This window comes from Klebsiella grimontii (assembly GCF_042137965.1).
Lineage (GTDB): Bacteria > Pseudomonadota > Gammaproteobacteria > Enterobacterales > Enterobacteriaceae > Klebsiella > Klebsiella grimontii.
On the sequence record NZ_CP169721.1, the window covers coordinates 2,103,036 to 2,122,384 of the forward strand.

18 protein-coding genes and 2 pseudogenes are annotated in these 19,349 nt (G+C 55.7%); 12 read left to right on the forward strand and 8 right to left on the reverse strand.

The window, feature by feature from the left end:
• The first annotated feature begins 50 nt into the window (after nucleotides 1-50).
• On the forward strand, nucleotides 51-704 hold the full coding sequence (pphA, locus tag ACE3MN_RS10020; RefSeq protein WP_049085571.1) for a protein-serine/threonine phosphatase: 654 nt from the start codon (nucleotides 51-53) through the stop codon (nucleotides 702-704).
• Here pphA and ACE3MN_RS10025 read toward each other — a convergent pair.
• From ACE3MN_RS10025 to yebS, 5 genes are all read right to left on the reverse strand, one after another.
• Nucleotides 701-892, reverse strand: coding sequence for a YebW family protein (locus tag ACE3MN_RS10025; RefSeq protein ID WP_004134836.1), 192 nt, complete (start codon nucleotides 890-892; stop codon nucleotides 701-703). The genes pphA and ACE3MN_RS10025 overlap by 4 nt on opposite strands.
• Before the next feature lie 97 nt (nucleotides 893-989).
• Nucleotides 990-1,229, reverse strand: coding sequence for a YebV family protein (locus ACE3MN_RS10030; RefSeq protein WP_004103329.1), 240 nt, complete (start codon nucleotides 1,227-1,229; stop codon nucleotides 990-992).
• Between the two features lie 115 nt (nucleotides 1,230-1,344).
• Nucleotides 1,345-2,778 (reverse strand): 16S rRNA (cytosine(1407)-C(5))-methyltransferase RsmF, encoded by a 1,434-nt coding sequence (gene rsmF, locus ACE3MN_RS10035; protein ID WP_049287116.1) that lies wholly within the window; start codon nucleotides 2,776-2,778, stop codon nucleotides 1,345-1,347.
• A gap of 77 nt (nucleotides 2,779-2,855) precedes the next feature.
• Complete coding sequence (locus tag ACE3MN_RS10040) at nucleotides 2,856-5,489, reverse strand: PqiB family protein (RefSeq protein ID WP_004122010.1); 2,634 nt, start codon at nucleotides 5,487-5,489, stop codon at nucleotides 2,856-2,858.
• Complete coding sequence (yebS, locus tag ACE3MN_RS10045; protein ID WP_049099796.1) at nucleotides 5,458-6,741, reverse strand: membrane integrity lipid transport subunit YebS; 1,284 nt, start codon at nucleotides 6,739-6,741, stop codon at nucleotides 5,458-5,460. The genes ACE3MN_RS10040 and yebS overlap by 32 nt, the downstream gene beginning before the upstream one ends.
• Before the next feature lie 132 nt (nucleotides 6,742-6,873).
• On the opposite strand from yebS, the pseudogene ACE3MN_RS10050 reads away from it, so the two are divergent.
• The 4 genes and pseudogenes from ACE3MN_RS10050 to htpX all read left to right on the forward strand — a co-directional run bounded on the left by ACE3MN_RS10050 (nucleotide 6,874) and on the right by htpX (nucleotide 11,338).
• Nucleotides 6,874-7,387, forward strand: a pseudogene (locus ACE3MN_RS10050) (GAF domain-containing protein).
• 81 nt (nucleotides 7,388-7,468) lie between these two features.
• Nucleotides 7,469-8,152, forward strand: a complete 684-nt coding sequence (gene proQ, locus ACE3MN_RS10055; RefSeq protein ID WP_004122005.1) for an RNA chaperone ProQ — start codon at nucleotides 7,469-7,471, stop codon at nucleotides 8,150-8,152.
• A gap of 19 nt (nucleotides 8,153-8,171) precedes the next feature.
• Nucleotides 8,172-10,220, forward strand: a complete 2,049-nt coding sequence (gene prc, locus ACE3MN_RS10060; protein ID WP_024359858.1) for a carboxy terminal-processing peptidase — start codon at nucleotides 8,172-8,174, stop codon at nucleotides 10,218-10,220.
• Between the two features lie 236 nt (nucleotides 10,221-10,456).
• Nucleotides 10,457-11,338, forward strand: a complete 882-nt coding sequence (gene htpX / locus ACE3MN_RS10065; protein ID WP_004122003.1) for a protease HtpX — start codon at nucleotides 10,457-10,459, stop codon at nucleotides 11,336-11,338.
• A 74-nt stretch (nucleotides 11,339-11,412) separates the two neighbouring features.
• On the opposite strand, the gene ACE3MN_RS10070 is transcribed toward htpX, so the two are convergent.
• Nucleotides 11,413-12,786 carry an MFS transporter gene (locus ACE3MN_RS10070; protein WP_049085615.1) on the reverse strand — a complete coding sequence of 458 codons (1,374 nt, stop codon included), beginning with the start codon at nucleotides 12,784-12,786 and terminating at the stop codon, nucleotides 11,413-11,415.
• A gap of 177 nt (nucleotides 12,787-12,963) precedes the next feature.
• Here ACE3MN_RS10070 and kdgR point away from each other — a divergent pair, with 177 nt between their 5' ends.
• On the forward strand, nucleotides 12,964-13,755 hold the full coding sequence (kdgR, locus tag ACE3MN_RS10075; protein ID WP_004134849.1) for a DNA-binding transcriptional regulator KdgR: 792 nt from the start codon (nucleotides 12,964-12,966) through the stop codon (nucleotides 13,753-13,755).
• A 43-nt stretch (nucleotides 13,756-13,798) separates the two neighbouring features.
• Here the strand turns inward: kdgR and ACE3MN_RS10080 are convergent, their stop codons facing one another.
• Nucleotides 13,799-14,038 carry a YobH family protein gene (locus ACE3MN_RS10080; RefSeq protein ID WP_004122000.1) on the reverse strand — a complete coding sequence of 80 codons (240 nt, stop codon included), beginning with the start codon at nucleotides 14,036-14,038 and terminating at the stop codon, nucleotides 13,799-13,801.
• Between the two features lie 159 nt (nucleotides 14,039-14,197).
• Between ACE3MN_RS10080 and mgrB the strand changes: the two genes are divergently transcribed.
• The 6 genes and pseudogenes from mgrB to rlmA all read left to right on the forward strand — a co-directional run bounded on the left by mgrB (nucleotide 14,198) and on the right by rlmA (nucleotide 18,482).
• Entirely contained in the window at nucleotides 14,198-14,341 is a 144-nt protein-coding gene (mgrB, locus tag ACE3MN_RS10085; RefSeq protein ID WP_004134851.1) for a PhoP/PhoQ regulator MgrB, read from the forward strand.
• Nucleotides 14,342-14,415: 74 nt separating this feature from the next.
• Nucleotides 14,416-14,706 carry a YebO family protein gene (locus ACE3MN_RS10090; RefSeq protein WP_004134855.1) on the forward strand — a complete coding sequence of 97 codons (291 nt, stop codon included), beginning with the start codon at nucleotides 14,416-14,418 and terminating at the stop codon, nucleotides 14,704-14,706.
• Between the two features lie 617 nt (nucleotides 14,707-15,323).
• A pseudogene (locus tag ACE3MN_RS10095) lies at nucleotides 15,324-15,469 on the forward strand (DUF2627 domain-containing protein).
• Nucleotides 15,470-15,481: 12 nt separating this feature from the next.
• Entirely contained in the window at nucleotides 15,482-15,691 is a 210-nt protein-coding gene (gene cspE, locus ACE3MN_RS10100) for a transcription antiterminator/RNA stability regulator CspE (RefSeq protein WP_001062678.1), read from the forward strand.
• 190 nt (nucleotides 15,692-15,881) lie between these two features.
• Nucleotides 15,882-17,627: a peptidoglycan glycosyltransferase FtsI gene (gene ftsI / locus ACE3MN_RS10105; RefSeq protein ID WP_049089561.1), complete on the forward strand. Its 1,746-nt coding sequence runs from the start codon at nucleotides 15,882-15,884 to the stop codon at nucleotides 17,625-17,627.
• A gap of 60 nt (nucleotides 17,628-17,687) precedes the next feature.
• Nucleotides 17,688-18,482, forward strand: coding sequence for a 23S rRNA (guanine(745)-N(1))-methyltransferase (gene rlmA, locus ACE3MN_RS10110; RefSeq protein ID WP_004132162.1), 795 nt, complete (start codon nucleotides 17,688-17,690; stop codon nucleotides 18,480-18,482).
• 3 nt (nucleotides 18,483-18,485) lie between these two features.
• Here rlmA and mntP read toward each other — a convergent pair whose 3' ends face one another.
• Complete coding sequence (mntP, locus tag ACE3MN_RS10115; protein WP_004121993.1) at nucleotides 18,486-19,052, reverse strand: manganese efflux pump MntP; 567 nt, start codon at nucleotides 19,050-19,052, stop codon at nucleotides 18,486-18,488.
• Nucleotides 19,053-19,349: the final 297 nt, after the last annotated feature.

Here is a 19,349-nt window from a genome sequence, read left to right on the forward strand (position 1 = left end):
GGGCGTTGAAGTGACGGATTTTTCCTATAATTATGCCAGGAGGACATAATATGTATCAGCGCATTAACGGTTCCGCCTGGCGTAATATCTGGCTGGTGGGCGACCTGCACGGCTGTTTCGCACGTCTGATGGCGGCCCTTCGCGAGCGCAGGTTTGACCCTTATCAGGACCTGCTTCTCTCGGTGGGCGATCTGATCGATCGTGGGCCACAAAGCGCGCAATGCCTGGATTTACTGCGCTATCGCTGGGTTTGCGCGGTGCGTGGAAACCATGAGCAGATGGCGCTGGAGGCGCTTGCGGGCGGCGACATGCGGCTCTGGGAGATGAACGGAGGCGGCTGGTATACGCAATCCCCGCAGAACCAGAGGCGGTGCCTTGCGGAGCTTATCGCCTCCTGCCGCGACCTACCGCTGATTATCGAACTCCACAGCGGTGGGCAGGTGCACGTGATTGCCCATGCTGATTACCCCGCCGCGGTATATCGCTGGCAGCGCGCCGTCGATGAGCATCAGGTGTTGTGGCGTCGGCAGCGGCTTACCGACCATTTCGCCGGGCGACACGGCGCGATTGCCGGCGCCGATCATTTCTGGTTCGGCCATACGCCGCTCCAACGGCGCTACGACAGCGATAACCAGCATTATATCGATACAGGGGCCGTATTTGGTGGAGAGCTAACCCTGGTGGCGCTACAGCTGGCGGGCTAAAAATCGCTGTATTCTCGGGCGGGGAGCCAGAAACTGTCGATAAAATCTTCTACCGGAAAGCAGCCACCGTGGCGTATCCGCTGATCGTCCATGGCGGTTATGCACTGCCGCTCGTTATCGTAAACATCAACAACGATATCTTCACAGCCGCCGTCCAGGTAACAAATAAACAGTACTAAGGCAAACATCCTGGCCTCATATCCTTAAAAACATATTGTTAAGTGTAGGAGATGTCGGAAAAGCGGGGAAATAAATAACCCGTCTCAGGCGACGGGTTCATTTGAATCAGGCGAGGCGCATGATCCAGGCATCGGACTGGCGATCGTAGTGCTTACGGTAGAGGACGGAATGTTCACCATCAAGTATGGCGGGCACGCTGGTGTCCGCGTCCCATGCATCAAGCTGCATGCATAAATCCGGATCGGATTTGCAGGGAATGCTTAACGTTCGCTCTCCCTGCTGTTCGCCGTGCAGTTCGGCGTCGTCTATTTCAAACGCGCCGATACGTACGCTGGTTTTACTCATAAATTCACCCCGTTTGTCTGCTAATTTGTGGTACGACCAGTTGAGGCCGACATTTTTCAGCGTAGACAAACGGGCGTAAAGCGCCAGTGAAAAAGTGCTGTTTTTCGAGGCGCCATCACGCTTTTTTGCTAAAAAGCTTACCGTCGCGCACCAGTTCGCGGGGATAGCTGTTTTTTAAACGCGACCCGACTTTTTTCGCCAGCCCGAGCGGCGCGCCCTGATAGGTGACAATCGCATCATCCTTCTCCGGGAGCGTTTCCGGATAGACGTCGCGACCGCGGTACCACTCTTCCGCTTCGGCCTGAGTTAGCGCAAAGGGCGCGGCCGGCGCGGCAAGCGCAATCACCGCTTCGTGCTGCCAGCGGTAGCCTTTGTTGTGGGTTTCGGCGAGCCGGATCCCGATGCGGGAAAAGCGCACTTTACCGAACAGCGCTTCGAGCGCCTGCGGGAAGAGCCAGATTTCTTTATCACGCTGCCAGAGCGTATGCTCGGCGCTCCACTGCAGACCGACGGCGGCGGCGGCGGCAATAACGGCGGCGGATTCGCGGGTTTTAAGCGGCGTGAAGGGGAATTTCCCGACTTTATAGCCCGGCGCCGGGAGCGGCTCGATGGCGGCGGTTTTGCGTAAGCGGGCGACGAAGAACCCTTCGCAGTCAAAAATCTGCGGAAAGACGTGCAGGAAACCCTCGTCGGTCAGCGCTTCGCTGGCCTGGGGGAACAGCGAGCCGAGCGGCAGAACTTGCACCGCCTGCGGATAGCGCGCTAGCAGCCCGTTGACCACCTCTTCGTTTTCTTGCCGGTTCAGGGTGCAGGTGGAGTAAACCAGCGTCCCGCCGGGGCGAAGGGCGTGAAACGCGCTGTCGATAAGTTCACGCTGGGTTAGCGCGATCTCCGCGTTGCTTTCCGGTGACCAGTTTTTCAGCGCATCGGGGTCTTTACGTACTACCCCTTCGCCGGAGCAGGGGGCGTCGAGCAGGATCGCGTCAAAGCATTCCGGCAGCGCGGCGCCGAATACCCGACCATCGAAATGGGTCAGCGCTACGTTGCTAATTCCGCAGCGGCTGATATTGGCGTGCAGGACTTTAACCCGGCTGGCGGAATACTCATTGGCCAGAATGCCGCCTTCATTGCCCATGCGCGCGGCGATTTGCGTGGTTTTAGAGCCCGGCGCGGCGGCGACATCCATCACCCGCTGCGGCGTTTCACCATCGGCAAACAGCGCGGCGACCGGCAGCATGGAGCTGGCTTCCTGGATATAAAACAGCCCGCTAAGATGCTCGGCCGTGCTGCCCAGCGGCAGGTCGTCTTCGTCTTCACGCTCGATCCAGAAACCCTCTTCGCACCACGGAACCGGCGTGAGCTGCCAGCGATAGGGGGCTACCAGCTGCAAAAAATCAGCCACCGTGATTTTCAGCGTATTGACGCGAATGCTCCGCCGCAGCGGGCGCTGGCAGGCGGCGATAAAGTCGTCAAAAGAGAGATGCGTCGGCATGGCCGCACGCATTTGAGCGAGGAATTCTTCAGGAAGATAGACAGCGTTTTGAGCCACGGGGAGCGCACCACAAGGAAAAAAGGGGGCGTAGTTTACCATAAAGGCTCCGGCGGCGGACACCGGAGCCTTTATGCTTAGCGCGGCAGGGCGGTGCCCCATTCGCGCCACTCTTTCGGTTCGCTCTCCAGCAGCAGGAAGTGTTTGCCATCCTGCGCTTTCGGCGCCAGCGGCGTACCCGGAGGCGTGGCAAACGCGATACCGCCGCGAATGAACTGATTAAATGTACCGGTTTTCACCACCCCGCCAATCAGGCCAAAGTCGAGGCTATAGCCGGAAGCCAGCCAGAACACCGAGTTGTTGCGCACCAGATACTGATAACGCTTGCTGATTCGCAGCTGTACCATCACGCGATCCGACATCGAACCGAGCATCAGGCCGGTCACCGTGCCCACTTCGAGCCCGCGGAACAGTACCGGCGTGCCGATACCCAGCGAACCCGCTTCCGGTACTTCGACGATAATGCTCAGGCCGTCGATATAGCGTGAATCACTGATCGTGGTTTCCTGAATTTCGAAATCACGACGCGGTGAACCGCGGCCAGGCTCGACGTTGATATAGGCCTGGAAAAGGGTATCCAGATGTTCAACGCCCGCCGCGGAAATCTGCGGCGTAATCACCGAGAAACGCGTTCCGGCGCGGGCAAAGGTGTTGACGTATTCCGGGTAGAGCACCGCTTTCGCCTGCACTTCGTTTTTCGCGGTAATTAAATTCAGCGACTGGATCTGACCAATATCGATCCCCAGATAGCGAATCGGCATCCCTTCGGCGATTTTACCGGCGTCGAAGGCGTGCAGGGTTATCTGCCCACCCACCGCGCGAGCGGCGGTTTCCGACGCATACAGCACCCGTTTGTTATCGATCCGCGCGCTGGCGCTGGCGCCGCTGAGGTTATCAAAGCTAATCGCGCCCTTCAGCGCGCGGGAGAGCGGGGAAGCCTGCACCGTCAGACCGCTGCCGTTAAGCTGCACTTTGGCGCCGCCTTCGGCCCAGAACACGCTGTTGCTGGTCAGCAGATGGCGATACTCCGGCTTGATATGGATATTGATCTCAAAGGCGTTTTTGCGCGGCTGAACGGTGATGATCTCCCCGACCGCAAATTTACGGTACAGCACCACGGAGCCGGCCTGCACGTCCGGCAGCGTCTCGGCTGAGAGCGTAAGCGTGGTGGTCGGCAGATCGCTCATGCTGTTTTCCAGCGCCTTTTCCTGGTTTGCATACAGCGGATAGCGGCTTTGCATCGCCCCCTTGTCGCCCGGAATAATGCGGATCCCGCCGTTGACCCATTCGCTGGCGCTGGCGCCGAGGAACTGCACGCCGTCGATGCCGACTTTGACGTCAATCCGGCTGTTGACCACGAATTTGCTATCGCCGCGAACCAGTGAACGGTACTCCGGCATAATCGCCACCTGGAACGTGACGCCATCGGCGTTCAGCTTGCGCTCCAGAACCTGACCAATCTGGACGCCATGCAAAATCAGCGGCTGCCCGGCGTCGATACCGTAGCTCTCCGGCGCGGTGAGCGTGACGGTCGCGACATCCGGTTCTTCCAGAATGGATTTATCGGCAGGCAGTACCGCAAACTGGTTGCGCGGCTCACCTTCACCGGGGACCAGTTCAAAGGTAGTGCCGGTCAGCAGGGCGCTGACGCTGGGGTTATCCAGAGAGATTTTCGGCTTCTTCATCTGAATCAGCGTCTTCTCGCGCAGCAGGCTGACGACGCTCGGATCGACGGTCATTTCGCCGGTCACTTTCCCGTCGGAATTGAGATTCATCTTGCTGAGCTGGCCAACCTCGAGACCCTGGTACATCAGCGGCGTAGAGCCGGCTTTTAAGCCCGCGCCGTCGGGAAGATCCAGTTTGACCACCACCCCACGCTGGCTGTGCGCCAGGTCTTCATATAAATGATAATCCGTGTTCTGCTGAGCCTGCGCAGAGTCATCGGGGGAATCAAAGGCGATGGCGCCGTTCACCAGCGCCGAGAGGCTATCCAGCTGGACCTTCGCGCCGCTCAGGCTGACATCTGCTTTCACGCCGGAGACGTTCCAGAAACGGCTCTCTTTTTTCACCAGGTTCGTGAAACGGCGCTCGATCAGTACGTCAATCGTGACGCCCTGATTGTTCGGGTTAATAGCGTAGTCATACACCCGGCCGACCGGAATTTTGCGGAAATAGACCAGCGAGCCGCTGGTTAACGAGCCCAAATCCGCTGACTTGAGATGAATCATCAGCTCGCCGTTATTGATGTGATACTTCGGCTGGGTGTCGAGAGCGACAAAGTGATCCTCAGGCTCGCCCTGACCGGGCATCATGCCGATATAGTTGCCGCCAACCAGCGCATCGAGGCCCGACACGCCGGCAAGAGAAGCTTTCGGCGTCACCAGCCAGAACTGCGTCTCCTTGCGCAGCGCATCTTTCATATCGCCTTTGACGCTGGCTGAAACCTCAATTTTACTCAGATCTTTACTCAGCGAGATATTCTCGACCGTACCGACTTCTACCCCCTGATAGCGGATAGGCGTGCGCCCAGGAACGATACCGTTGGCCGACTGGAAGTCGATAACGATCGTCGTACCGCGATCCTGATAGCTGGTCCATATCAGCCAACCGGCAATCAGTAGCGCAATGACCGGCAGCAGCCAGAAGGGCGAAATGCGGCGTTTAGTTTTAATTTTGGCTTCAGTCGGCGAAGCGGGCGTTTCCTGACTCATGTGCGTCCCAAAGTAAGCGGCTGTCCAGCCATTCAACAGCAAGGATAGTTAATATTACCGCGGCGCCAAAATAGACCGCGGCGGGCCCCATCGTAAACGCGAGGAGCTGATCGCGGTTGATCAGCGACATGGTTAATGCGATGACAAAAAGATCCAACATAGACCAGCGGCCGATCCAGGTAATCAGCCGCAGCAGCAGGATGCGGGTACGTAACCCCTGTTCACACTTGAATTGTATGCTGACCAGCAGGGTAAACAATACAATAACTTTGGTGAATGGGACCAGAATACTGGCGATGAACACCACTCCGGCGATGGCCACGTTGCTGCTGGCCAGCGACATAATGCCGGAAAGAATGGTGTCGTCCTGGCGCGCGCCGTTGACGTAGATAATCGAGATCGGCAGCAGGTTGGCAGGCAGCAGGAAAACCATCGACGCGATCAGCGCGGCCCAGCTCTTTTGCAGGCTTTGGCGGCGCCTGTGGCGCAGGGGCGTGTGACAGCGGCGGCAGCGCCCGCGGGAATCACGATGTCCGGTATAGTGACAGCCGAGACAAACCTGGAGATTATTGTCCGGCCGCAGCGCCGGGCGCTGGGGATAAAAACGCTCCCACAGCTCCTCAACGTTCATATGAATAAGCGTCAGGATGCTGAGCAGGGTGAGCGCGATATAGGCGATAAGCCCGATGCCGGGCTGCAGAAAGGCGTAATCTTGTACTTTGATTGAGGCGACGCCGATACCGACCAGGTAAATATCCAGCATCACCCACTCTTTGAGCCGCTCCAGCATCAGCAGTATCGGGCGCAGATTCATGCCCAGCACGTTACCCAGCCACAGGTAGGCGATTGAGACGACCAGCAGCACCGGCGCGACGACCGCGCAAAACAGCACCATCGCCGCCGTGAGCGGATCGCCCTGGCCGGTCATTTGCCAGATGCCCTGAAGGACGTTAGCGTCGATGCGCACGCCTAAGAGATGTAAGCGCAGAAGCGGTTCGCTCCAGGCAAAAGGCATCAGCAGCAGCATCGCGATCGCCATGCTGCCCAGCCGGGTAAGCGACCAGTCGCGGCCATCGCGCACTTTGGCGTTGCAGCGAGGACACCAGGCGCTTTGATTCTTTTTGAGGACCGGTAAACGAAACAGCAGATCGCACTGCGGGCAGCGCTGATAGTGAGCGTGCGCAACAGGCGCGCTGACCGAGTAGACGATCATTTTTTTTGCTGGCGTAATCCTGGGTGTTTTTAGTGGCATTTATAGCTTACAGAAATGAGTGTATCTCTCTATCTTAACTCAGGAATGAATTCATCTTGAGCATGAATGCATTTAAAGCTTATTTTATTAGGCTGTAAGTGTAAGGTAGTAAGACAACTAAGCGAATAAATAATGAACAAACAAGAATTCTACGCGGATCTGAACCGCGATTTTCAGGCGTTAATGGCAGGCGAAACCAGTTTTCTGGCCATGATTTCAAATACCAGCGCGCTGCTGTTCGAGCGGCTGGCTGAAGTGAACTGGGCCGGTTTTTATCTCCTGGAAGGCGATACGCTGGTCCTTGGCCCGTTCCAGGGCAAGCTGGCCTGCGTGCGGATTCCGGTAGGGCGCGGCGTATGCGGCGCTGCCGTTGCGCAGAATCGCGTGCAGCGGGTAGAAGACGTTCACGCGTTTGATGGTCACATCGCCTGCGACGCCGCCAGTAATTCGGAAATTGTCTTCCCGTTACGGGTGAACGATCGGACTGTCGGCGTGCTGGATATCGATAGCACGGCCCATTCCCGCTTCACCGCTGAAGATGAGCAGGGGCTGGCAGAACTGGTCGCGCATCTGGAAAAACTCATTTCTGCGACTGATTATCAAAAAATATTCACCCGCGTCGCAGGATAATCAACGGATAACGTAGCATTTACCGATGACGTCATTATAATGACGCCTGTTCATGCCTGCGGCTTGTTGGCTACGTCCGTTGTAATCAGGAAATTTCATGGAAAATCAACCTAAGTTGAATAGCAGTAAAGAAGTCATTGCGTTTCTGGCCGAACGCTTCCCTCAGTGTTTTAGCGCTGAAGGCGAAGCTCGCCCCCTGAAAGTCGGTATTTTTCAGGATCTCGTTGAGCGCGTTGGCGGAGAGATGAATCTCAGCAAAACCCAACTTCGCGCTGCACTGCGTCTTTATACTTCGAGCTGGCGCTACCTGTACGGCGTTAAGCCTGGCGCAGTCCGCGTTGACCTCGACGGCAACCCGTGCGGCGAACTGGAAGAGCAGCATGTCGCTCACGCCCGCCAGCAGCTTGAAGAAGCAAAAGCCCGCGTCCAGGCGCAGCGTGAAGCGCAGCAAGCGAAAAAACGCGAAGCCGCCGCCGCCGCTGGCCAGCCGGAAGAGGGGGCTCGTCGCGAGCGTAAACCTCGTCCTCAGGCTCAGGCGCGTCGTAAAGAAGGCGCTGAGCAGCGTAAACCGCGCCCGGCACCAGCAGCTAAAGCGCCGCGCGAAGAGCGTCATACCCCTGTATCAGATGTGTCTGTATTGACCGTTGGCCAGGCACTGAAGGTGAAAGCAGGTAATAATGCAATGGACGCCACCGTCCTGGAAATCACCAAAGATGGCGTTCGTGTACAGCTGACTTCTGGTATGTCAATGATTGTACGCGCAGAACACCTGGTGTTCTGAAACGGAGGCCGGGCCAGGCATGAACAAATTCTTTAAGCTCACCGCGTTGGCGGGCCTGCTGGTAATCGCAGGCCAGTCGTTCGCCGTGGACGATATAACCCGGATTGATCAAATCCCCGTGCTGAAAGAAGAGCCGCAGCACGCAACGGTGAGCGAGCGCGTGACATCGCGCTTTACCCGTTCCCACTACCGTCAGTTCGATCTCGACAATGCCTTTTCGGCAAAAATTTTCGATCGTTATCTGAACCTGCTGGATTACAGCCATAACGTGCTGTTGGCCAGCGACGTGGCGCAGTTTGCCGCGAAAAAGAATCAAATCGGCGATGAGCTGCGCAGCGGGAAGCTGGACGTTTTTTACGACCTGTATAACCTGGCGCAGAAACGTCGTTTCGAGCGTTATCAATATGCATTGAAAGTGCTGGAACGTCCGATGGACTTTGCCGGCAATGATAACTTTAACCTTGACCGCAGCAAGTCGCCCTGGCCGAAAGATGAAGCCGAGCTGAATGCGCTGTGGGATGCCAAGGTGAAGTTCGATCAGCTCAGCCTGAAGCTGGCGGGCAAAGATGATAAAGAGATTCGCGAAACCTTAACCCGCCGCTACAAGTTTGCCATTCGCCGTCTGGCGCAAACCAACAGCGAAGATGTTTTCTCACTGGCGATGACCGCCTTTGCGCGTGAAATCGACCCGCATACCAACTATCTCTCACCGCGCAATACCGAGCAGTTCAATACCGAAATGAGCCTGTCTCTCGAAGGTATCGGCGCGGTATTGCAGATGGATGACGACTACACGGTGATCAATTCGCTGGTGGCAGGCGGTCCTGCGGCGAAGAGTAAAGCCATCAGCGTGGGTGACCGTATCGTTGGCGTCGGCCAGCCGGGTAAAGGCATGGTTGATGTGATCGGCTGGCGTCTTGATGACGTGGTCGCGTTAATCAAAGGTCCAAAGGGCAGCAAGGTTCGCCTGGAGATCCTACCTGCGGGTAAAGGCGCGAAAACGCGGATTGTTACCCTCACGCGCGAACGCATCCGTCTTGAAGACCGCGCGGTTAAAATGACCGTCAAAACCGTCGGCAAAGAAAAAGTTGGCGTGCTGGATATCCCGGGTTTCTATGTTGGCCTGACGGATGACGTGAAGGTTCAGCTGCAGAAGCTGGAGAAACAGAACGTCAGCAGCATCGTTATCGACCTGCGCAGCAACGGCGGCGGAGCGCTGACCGAAGCGGTTTCGCTTTCTGGTCTGTTTATTCCATCCGGTCCGGTTGTTCAGGTGCGCGATAACAACGGTAAAGTGCGCGAAGACAGCGATACCGACGGCGTGGTGTACTACAAAGGCCCGCTGGTGGTGCTGGTCGACCGTTTCAGCGCCTCGGCTTCTGAAATTTTCGCCGCCGCGATGCAGGACTACGGTCGCGCGCTGATCGTCGGGGAGCCGACCTTTGGCAAGGGGACCGTCCAGCAGTACCGTTCGCTGAACCGTATCTACGATCAGATGCTGCGTCCTGACTGGCCGGCGCTGGGCTCCGTACAGTACACCATTCAGAAATTCTATCGCATCAACGGCGGTAGTACTCAGCGTAAGGGTGTGACGCCGGACATCATGATGCCGACCGGAACGGAAGAGCGTGAAACCGGTGAGCAGTATGAAGATAACGCGCTACCGTGGGACAGCGTCAATGCGGCAACCTACGTGAAATACGGTGACCTGACGCCGTTTGGGCCGGAGCTGCTCAAACGTCACGATGCGCGTATCGCTAAAGATCCTGAATTCCAGTACATCATGAAGGACATTGCTCGCTATAACGCGATGAAAGACAAACGCAACATCGTCTCCCTGAACTACGCGCAGCGTGAAAAGGAGAACGAAGAAGATGATGCGATTCGTCTGGCCCGCGTTAACGATCGCCTGAAACGCGAAGGCAAGCCGTTACTGAAGAAGTTGGAAGATCTGCCGAAGGATTACCAGGAGCCCGATCCGTATCTTGATGAAACGGTTCACATTGCGCTCGACCTGGCCCATGAGGAAAAGGATCGGCCCGCGGTAGAGCCCCCGGCCAGTAAATAAATCCCCAACGGGCACAATAATTTGTGCCCGTTTTCTTTTCCGTCCTTGCCAACTCTGACGGCCTGAATTCAACAAAATGTCAACGCTTTTGCCCAGCGTCAGCAATATGCTACAAAATGTAAAGTTGTGTCTTTCTCGTGACTTAGCGGGGCCTGATGGTTGAAAATTGGCGTCCTACCCATACCATGTGGGTAATCGCATAGTGCGTTTTGTTAAATCGAGGTTAAAAGAAAATTATGATGCGAATCGCGCTTTTCCTGCTGACCAACCTGGCAGTGATGGTGGTGTTCGGGCTGGTGCTAAGCCTGACGGGAATTCAGTCAAGCAGCATGACCGGGCTGCTGATCATGGCGCTGTTGTTTGGTTTCGGCGGTTCAATCGTTTCGCTGCTGATGTCGAAATGGATGGCGCTGAAATCGGTGGGTGGGGAAGTCATTGAGCAGCCGCGTAATGAAACCGAGCGCTGGCTAATGAATACCGTCGCGCAGCAGGCGCGGCAGGCGGGCATTGGTATGCCGCAGGTGGCTATCTACCATGCGCCGGATATTAACGCCTTTGCGACCGGCGCGCGCCGCGACGCGTCGCTGGTGGCCGTCAGCACCGGGCTGCTGCAAAACATGAGCCGTGATGAAGCGGAAGCGGTCATTGCGCATGAGATTAGCCATATTGCCAACGGTGACATGGTTACCATGACGTTGATTCAGGGGGTGGTGAACACCTTCGTTATCTTTATCTCGCGCGTTATCGCGCAGATTGCGGCGGGCTTTCTCGGCGGCAACCGGGATGAAGGTGAAAACAGCAACGGCAACCCGCTGATCTATTTTGCGGTCGCTACGGTGCTGGAGCTGGTATTTGGTATTCTGGCGAGCATCATCACCATGTGGTTCTCCCGCTACCGCGAGTTCCATGCCGACGCCGGTTCAGCAAAACTGGTCGGGCGTGAGAAAATGATCGCCGCGCTGCAGCGCCTGAAAACCAGCTATGAGCCGCAGGAAGCCAGCAGCATGATGGCGTTCTGCATTAACGGTAAAGCGAAATCCATGAGCGAGCTGTTTATGACTCACCCGCCTCTGGATAAGCGTATTGAAGCCCTGCGCAGCGGCGAATATCTGAAGTAACGCTCTGTTCCCGGCTGTAATAAAACAAAAATCCGCAACCTTCGGGCTGCGGATTTTTTTATGTCGATTAAGGGCTACAGCCTGGCGCGCGGCTGCGTGACGCGCAGCCCGCTGACGGCCGCGGCGACAACGGCAAGGATCCCGGCCAGCATAAGAGCGGTGTGGGTTCCGCTATTTCCTGACAGATTAAACAGCAGCGCCACCAGCGCGGCGCCGGTACTCTGCCCAAGCAGGCGCGCGGTCCCCAGCATGCCGCTTGCGCCGCCGCTACGATGAGCCGGCGCTGAAGAGACGATGGTGTGATTGTTGGGCGACTGGAACAGACCAAAGCCCGCGCCGCAGAGCGCCATGCGCCAGATAATATCCAGATCCGTGGGGGCGGAGGGCAGTAAAGCCAGGCCGAACAGGCCGCAGGCCATGACGAGAAGGCCAATCGCGCCCAACAGCCCGGCGTGAACTTTCTCAATCAAATAGCCTGCCAGCGGCGCCATCACCATGGTGGCCAGCGGCCACGGCGTCAGCAGCAGACCGGTTTCCACCTCGCTGCGTCCCATCATTGACTGCAGGAAGAACGGCAGTGAAACCATGGCCAGCATCTGGGCGCAGAAGGAGCATATCGAGGTACAAATTGACAGAGAGAATAGCGGGATACGCAGCAGGTCAATCGGCAGCAGGGGGACCGGCATCCTGAGCTGACGGCGGACAAAAAAGAATCCGACGACCAGCATGGCAACGATCTCTGCCGCAACCAGTTCGCCGGACTGGCCCTGGGCGAAACCGCCGAGCGCGGTAATCAGTAAACCAAAGGTGAGGGCATTCATGATCGCGCTCGGCAGGTCGAAGCGGGTGACCTTGCTGCGGCCCGCGTTGGCGGGCAGATAGCGAATCGCGAGGAGCAGGGAAATAATGCCCAGCGGAACGTTAATCAAAAACAGCCATTGCCATGAAGCCATCGAGAGAATCGCGGCGGCGATGGTCGGTCCCGCCGCGGAGGAGACCGCCACCACGAAAGAGTTGATCCCCATTCCGCGGCCGAGAAAACGCTGGGGATAAATCAGGCGAATAAGGGCAGTGTTAACGCTCATCAGCGCCGCGCCGCCGAGGCCCTGCGCCACGCGCGCCAGGGTCAGCATTTCCAGGCTTGTGGAGAGGGCGCAGGCCAGCGACGTGAAGGTAAAAAGCGCCAGGCCGATTTTATAAATACGCCGATAGCCGACCATATCGCCGAGGAAAGAGAGCGGCAGCAGCGCGATAACAATGGCGATTTGGTAGGCATTCACTATCCAGATAGAGGATGCCGGGGACGCGTTTAAATCGCTGGCGATGGTCGGCAGGGCGACGTTGGCGATCGCGCCATCCAGCACCGCCATCGACAGGCCTAATACAATGGTCAGAATGGCACCGTAACGCTGCGGTAAAGGCAGCCCATCGGAGAGTTTTTTATCCATGTGAGGTCTGTATCTTATCGGGGACTATTAACTAGGTAATAATTTTAGCATTGATTATTCAGCGGCATGTCGCAGATTTGTAACGAATAGGCAGAAGAACGATTGCGGCTCGCGGGATGCGAATTTATAATAAAAACCGGTTCTAATTTTTATAAAACAGTTGCGATGAGGTGATAAATGGCAGTTGCAGATTTGGATAAACAGCCAGATTCTGTCTCTTCGGTATTGAAGGTTTTTGGCATCCTGCAGGCGCTTGGCGAAGAGCGTGAAATTGGCATTACCGAACTGTCCCAGCGCGTCATGATGTCAAAAAGCACCGTTTATCGCTTTTTGCAGACCATGAAATCGCTGGGGTACGTGGCTCAGGAAGGCGAATCCGAGAAATATTCTCTGACCCTGAAACTCTTTGAACTTGGCGCGCGGGCTTTGCAGAACGTTGATTTGGTACGTAGCGCTGATATTCAGATGCGCGAGCTTTCACGCCTGACGAAAGAGACCGTCCACCTGGGCGCCCTGGATGAAGACAGCATCGTTTACATCCACAAAATCGACTCAATGTACAATTTGCGCATGTACTCGCGCATTGGGCGTCGTAACCCGCTGTACAGCACCGCGATCGGTAAAGTGCTGCTGGCCTGGCGCGATCGTTCCGAGGTTGAGCAGATTCTGGAAGGCGTGGAGTACAAACGCAGCACCGATCGGACCATCACCAGCACCGAAGAGCTGCTGGCGGTTCTGGATAAGGTCCGCGAGCAGGGATATGGCGAAGATAACGAAGAGCAGGAAGAAGGGCTGCGCTGCATCGGGGTGCCGGTTTTCGACCGCTTCGGCGTGGTTATCGCCGGTCTGAGTATCTCTTTCCCGACGCTGCGTTTCTCGGAAGAGCGCCTGAACGAGTATGTCGCGATGCTGCATACGGCGGCGCGTAAAATTTCCGAACAGATGGGCTATAACGATTATCCGTTCTGATTTGTGCGTGAATCGGGCTACAGAATCTGTAGCCCACTCGCGGCTAGCCGTTATCAACCACCGTGGCGCTTTTACGCAGAATAGGGCAATCGGTGATGCCGATAATACCGCTGCTGGAATGAACATACTGTGCGGTACTGATGCCGCGAGCCGTGAGATATTTACACTGCAATCCCAGCCCCCCGGCGTTCTCACTGCTGCCCATTAATACGCCGTAACCGCTTAATAACACGCCAATCCACAAGATAGCCAGCACCACAATGGTACGAATGATCAATCGCATTGTTGCCTCATTATTTGTATTATCCTTGCGTCCATTCTGGCATGAACACCAGTTGAAACAAGTCTATGATTCCTAAACTTGCCTTTCGTATTACAGTTAGCCGCGGTTTAAGAAGGTCATGTTATCCTGGCGACATCTGATACTGATGCGGAGTGTGGAGTGAAAAAATTACGGTGGGTTTTGCTGACAGTCATCATTGCAGGTTGCTTACTGCTATGGACTCAGATGCTTAACGTAATGTGCGATCAGGATGTACAGTTCTTCAGCGGCATCTGCACTATCAATAAATTTATTCCCTGGTAAGACATTTTTAATATGATTGATTTTCTTCTGCTGCGCGGGTGGTAGAATGAGCGCCTTCTCTTTGAGGTGGTGAAATGAGTGAGTTACTAAATCCTGGGATTGTAAGCCTGGCATCCGTGGCGCTTTCTGTTGTGCTGCTGCTTGTCGGCCTGTTGTTATGGTTTTTTGTTAATCGTGCCAGTTCGCGCGCCAATGAGCAGATAGCGCTGCTGCAGGCGCTGCTGGATCAGCAAAAGCGGCAAAACGCGCTGCTGCGCCGTCTCTGTGAGGCCAATGCGCCTGAGAAGGAGATCGCCGCTGAACCTTCAGTAGCCGAAAAGGGAAAAGGCGACGACGATTTCATCCGTCTTGTTGCAGAGCGCTGATCCGACCGACAGGTGCGCACGTTTGCGGTGTGCGCCTGTATCTCACCCGGTTGTATAACTTATTCTTATCTATAAAACCTCTTCAGCTTTTTTTCGCACGCACGGGCCAGCGGAAGCGGCTTTCCCACTCCGCCTTATATTGCTTTGTTTAATTAATCAAATAAAAGAATAGTCGGACTTCGCTGTCATCAGCTCTTCATTATTGTCGTGGAATATTAGTATAGACAATATTTTAAGCTCTTCAATTTACGCGTTTCGATATTATGAAATGACTGCGTTAAAGCAATTTTTCATCTATCGTTATGAGCTTTTATATGCATCTTTATGCAGTGACTTTTGTCTCCCCCTAAAATTGGCGGTTTCACTGCAGCCGGGGACGGGGGCTCTGAAGTCGTTGAGCTACGACGGATAAGTGGCCGCAAGAGAGGATATCCCGGGGGCGCAAGCAGGACGCGATAAGGATAAGTCGGAGCGAGTAAAGTCGCATAAATGTGCAGGCGATCAAATGATTCCCTTATAATCTGTGCGAGCGATCGAGACCCGTCTAAAAATGGCTTGCCATTATTTACGTAGTATGTGATAACACGTTTCGGGTTAAACGAGGTACAGTTCTGTTTATGTGTGGCATTTTCAGTAAAGAAGTCCTGAGTAAACACGTTGTCGTTGAATACCGCTTCTCTGCCGAACCTTATATTAGTGCCTCATGCAGTCATGTGTCAGTTTTATCTATGTAAGCGCCCCACGGGCGAAGAAAACAGTCTAAGGAATTTTGCAAATGGCAAAGATTAAAGGTCAAGTTAAGTGGTTCAACGAGTCTAAAGGTTTTGGCTTCATTACTCCGGCTGATGGCAGCAAAGATGTGTTTGTACACTTCTCCGCTATCCAGGGTAACGGTTTCAAAACTCTGGCTGAAGGCCAGAACGTTGAGTTCGAAATTCAGGACGGCCAGAAAGGTCCAGCTGCAGTTAACGTAACTGCTATCTGATTTAAGACCACTGAATCTTGTAAGAAAGCCTCGCAACTGCGGGGCTTTTTAGCATTTATTGCAAAACATGTCCATTTACCACCCTCCGTTGCGCTTTGTTGCAAATCAACATCGTTATTAGCACTGTTTAGCAATCTGTTTTGTCTATTTCTGTTAAATCAGATGCTTGCAAAATAATGATGGAGCTAAGGTGCAAAAGAACAAACTTAAGTCAGCCGCCAACTTTACCCCGCTAAGGTTTGGGTTGTTGTGCGTGGCGATTCTTTGCTGTATGGGACTGCTGTTGGTCCGGGTCGGCTGGCTACAAATTGTCTCCCCTGACAATCTGGTTAAACAAGAGGACATGCGATCGCTGCGCGAGGAGCCTATTGATGTGCAGCGCGGCATGATTAGCGACCGCGAGGGCCGACCGCTGGCGGTCAGCGTGCCGGTGAGCGCCGTCTGGGTCGATCCGCAAACCACGCTCGAAAAGGGGGGCGTCGGCTACGGTCCGCGCTGGCAGGCAATGGCGCAAGCTTTACATCTCAACCTTAGCGAGCTGGCCCATCGCGTCGAAGCGCATCCTCACGCGCGGTTTCTCTACCTGGCGCGCCAGATCAATCCGGAGCAGGCGGAGTGGATTGATAAGCTTCACCTGCCGGGGATCAATCTGCGCGATGAGTCGCGCCGCTTTTATCCGGCGGGGCACGTTGCCGCTAATCTGCTGGGTTTTACCAATATTGATAACCAGGGTATCGAAGGCGTAGAGAAAAGCTTTAACGCCCAGTTGACCGGTCAGCCCGGTCGTCGTCTGGTGCGTAAAGACCGGCACGGCAACGTCATCGAAAATATCACCGAAGTCCCGGCGGTTCCGGCCCACAATTTGCAGCTCAGTATCGATGAACGTCTGCAAACGGTGACCGAGGACGCGCTGGATAACGCCGTGCGCTGGAACAAAGCGGATTCAGGGGCGGCGGTATTAATTAAAATCGATACCGGGGAGATTCTGTCGATGGCCAGCTACCCGGACTTCAACCCGAACAATCGCGATGATGCGAAGCTGGATGATTTTCGCAATCGCGCCATCAGCGATACTTTCGAGCCGGGGTCGACGGTTAAACCGCTGGTGCTGATGACCGCGCTCCAGCAGGGCATTGTTCAGCCAGATAGCGTTGTGGATACTCATCCGTTTGTCCTCGATGGTCATCGTATTCGCGACGTGGGTTACTATCCTGAACTCTCCCTCACCGGTATTCTGCAAAAATCCAGCGATACCGGGGTTTCGCATTTGTCGCTGGCGATGCCGATTCAGCATCTTATCGATACCTATAAAGCGTTCGGTTTTGGCGACTCTACCGGCCTGGGTTTGACCGGCGAGAGCGCCGGGCTGATGCCGCAGCGCCGCTATTGGGGGCAGCTGGACCGGGCGACATTCGCCTTCGGCTATGGTCTGATGGTCACGCCGCTCCAGCTGGCGCACGTGTATGCCACTATTGGCAGCTACGGTATTGAGCGTCCGCTATCGATAACCCGTATTGATCCGCCGGTAATGGGTACCCGGGTGATGCCGGAGCGAATCGTGCATGAAGTCGAACATATGATGGAGAGCGTCGCCTTACCGGGCGGCGGCGGGACCAAAGCGGCGGTACGCGACTATCGGGTAGCGGTAAAAACCGGTACCGCCAAAAAAATCGGGCCGGATGGTAAATATATCGATAAGTACGTTGCCTATACCGCCGGCGTTGCGCCCGCCAGTAACCCGAAATTCGCGCTGGTGGTCGTGATGAACGATCCCAGCAACGGTTCGTATTACGGCGGGGCGGTTTCGGCGCCGGTATTCAGCCAGATTATGGGGGATGTGCTGCGCCTGGAGAACGTTATGCCCGATGGGATGCCGCAGGGGGCGGAAAATCTTATCGTGATGCATCGCGACGGAGCCCCGTCGCCTGCGCTGTAACGGTGGCCTGGAGGGGCGAATAGCGCTACACTTTCGCCCTTTCAGCACACCGGAGTTGTCATGTCTTACAGTTGCCCACTTTGCCACGCGCCGCTTGAGCGCCGCGATAATAGCTATATCTGCCCGCAGCGGCATCAGTTCGATCTGGCGAAGGAAGGGTACGTCAATTTGTTGCCGGTGCAGTTTAAGCGCTCCCGCGATCCGGGCGACAGCGCTGAAATGATGCAGGCCCGGCGCGCGTTCCTCGACGCGGGGCACTATCAGCCGCTTCGCGACGCTATCTGCGCTTATCTGCAAACCTTCGCGCCGACGGATTTACTGGATATTGGCTGCGGGGAAGGCTACTACACGCACGCTTTTGCCGCCATTGCGGCCCATAGCTGGGGCCTGGATGTGTCGAAATCGGCTATCCGCGCGGCGGCGAAACGTTATCCGCAGGTCAGCTTTTGCGTCGCTTCCAGCCAGCGTTTGCCGTTTGAGAATGCGAGCCTGGACGCGATAGTACGTATTTATGCTCCCTGCAATGCCCTTGAGCTGGCGCGCGTTGTCAGGCCCGGCGGCTGGGTTATCACCGCGACGCCGGGACCTCGCCACCTGATGGAGCTGAAAGGGTTGATCTACGACGACGTGCGTTTGCACGCGCAGAGCAGGGAAGAGATGGCAGGATTTACCTTACGTCACCAGCAGCAGCTGGCCTATCCGATGCAGCTTAACGGCAGCGAGGCGGAAGCTTTACTGCAAATGACGCCGTTTGCGTGGCGGGCGAAGCCGCCGGTGAGGGAGGCGCTGCGCCAGCAGGCGCTGTTTGACTGCCAGACCGATTTTGCTATTCACTGCTGGCAGCGCGATGCCTGAGGATTAGCCTGCGAAATGGCTCCAGAGGATCTGGGCGCCAATGCCGATCAGCACGATACCGCCAAGGATTTCCGCCCGTTTGCCGAGCAGCGGGCCGATAAAACGTCCTACCATTATGCCCAGCGTCGACATCATCAACGTGGCGCAGCCGATAGCCAGCGCGGTGGCGATAATATTGACCTGCAAAAACGCCAGGCCAACGCCGACGGCCATCGCATCCAGGCTGGTGGCGAAAGCGGTGGTGACCAGTAGCCAGAAACCGTGACGGCGCGGAGCTTCGCACTCATCGCTATCGCCGCCGCGTAACCCTTCGATAACCATTCGACCGCCGAGAAAAACCAGCAGCACAAAGGCAATCCAGTGGTTCCATTCGAGGACGAACTGGCTGGCGAGCATCCCCAAACCCCAGCCGACAAGCGGGGTGAGCGTTTCGATAGCGCCAAAGATCAGACCCGTCCGCAGGGCTTCAGAAAATTTAGGTTTATGGAGGGTCGCGCCTTTTCCAATAGAGGCCGCGAAGGCGTCCATGGACATGCCGAAGGCAAGAAGAATTGTAGCAGATACATTCATGAGAGCGTCCTGACCGGGGATAATCCATATGACACATCGCTGCCCCCAGTAAAAATACGCAGCTCGCCTGATGATAAAGCGCCGCGTACAGCAGTGATGCGTCTATGGTCTCGCCTGATTGAATACGTTCTGCTTCAACCCGCACGTGCCACGTTTTGCAACGAGTATGTTGACACGGACATTTTCTGCCAGGCAGAAAATTGGCTACTCCCCAACGACGGGCGCAACCTTAACATAATTTTAGAATATAAAACAATAACAGAAATCGGTTATTTTCCCAACCAAATGATAACGATT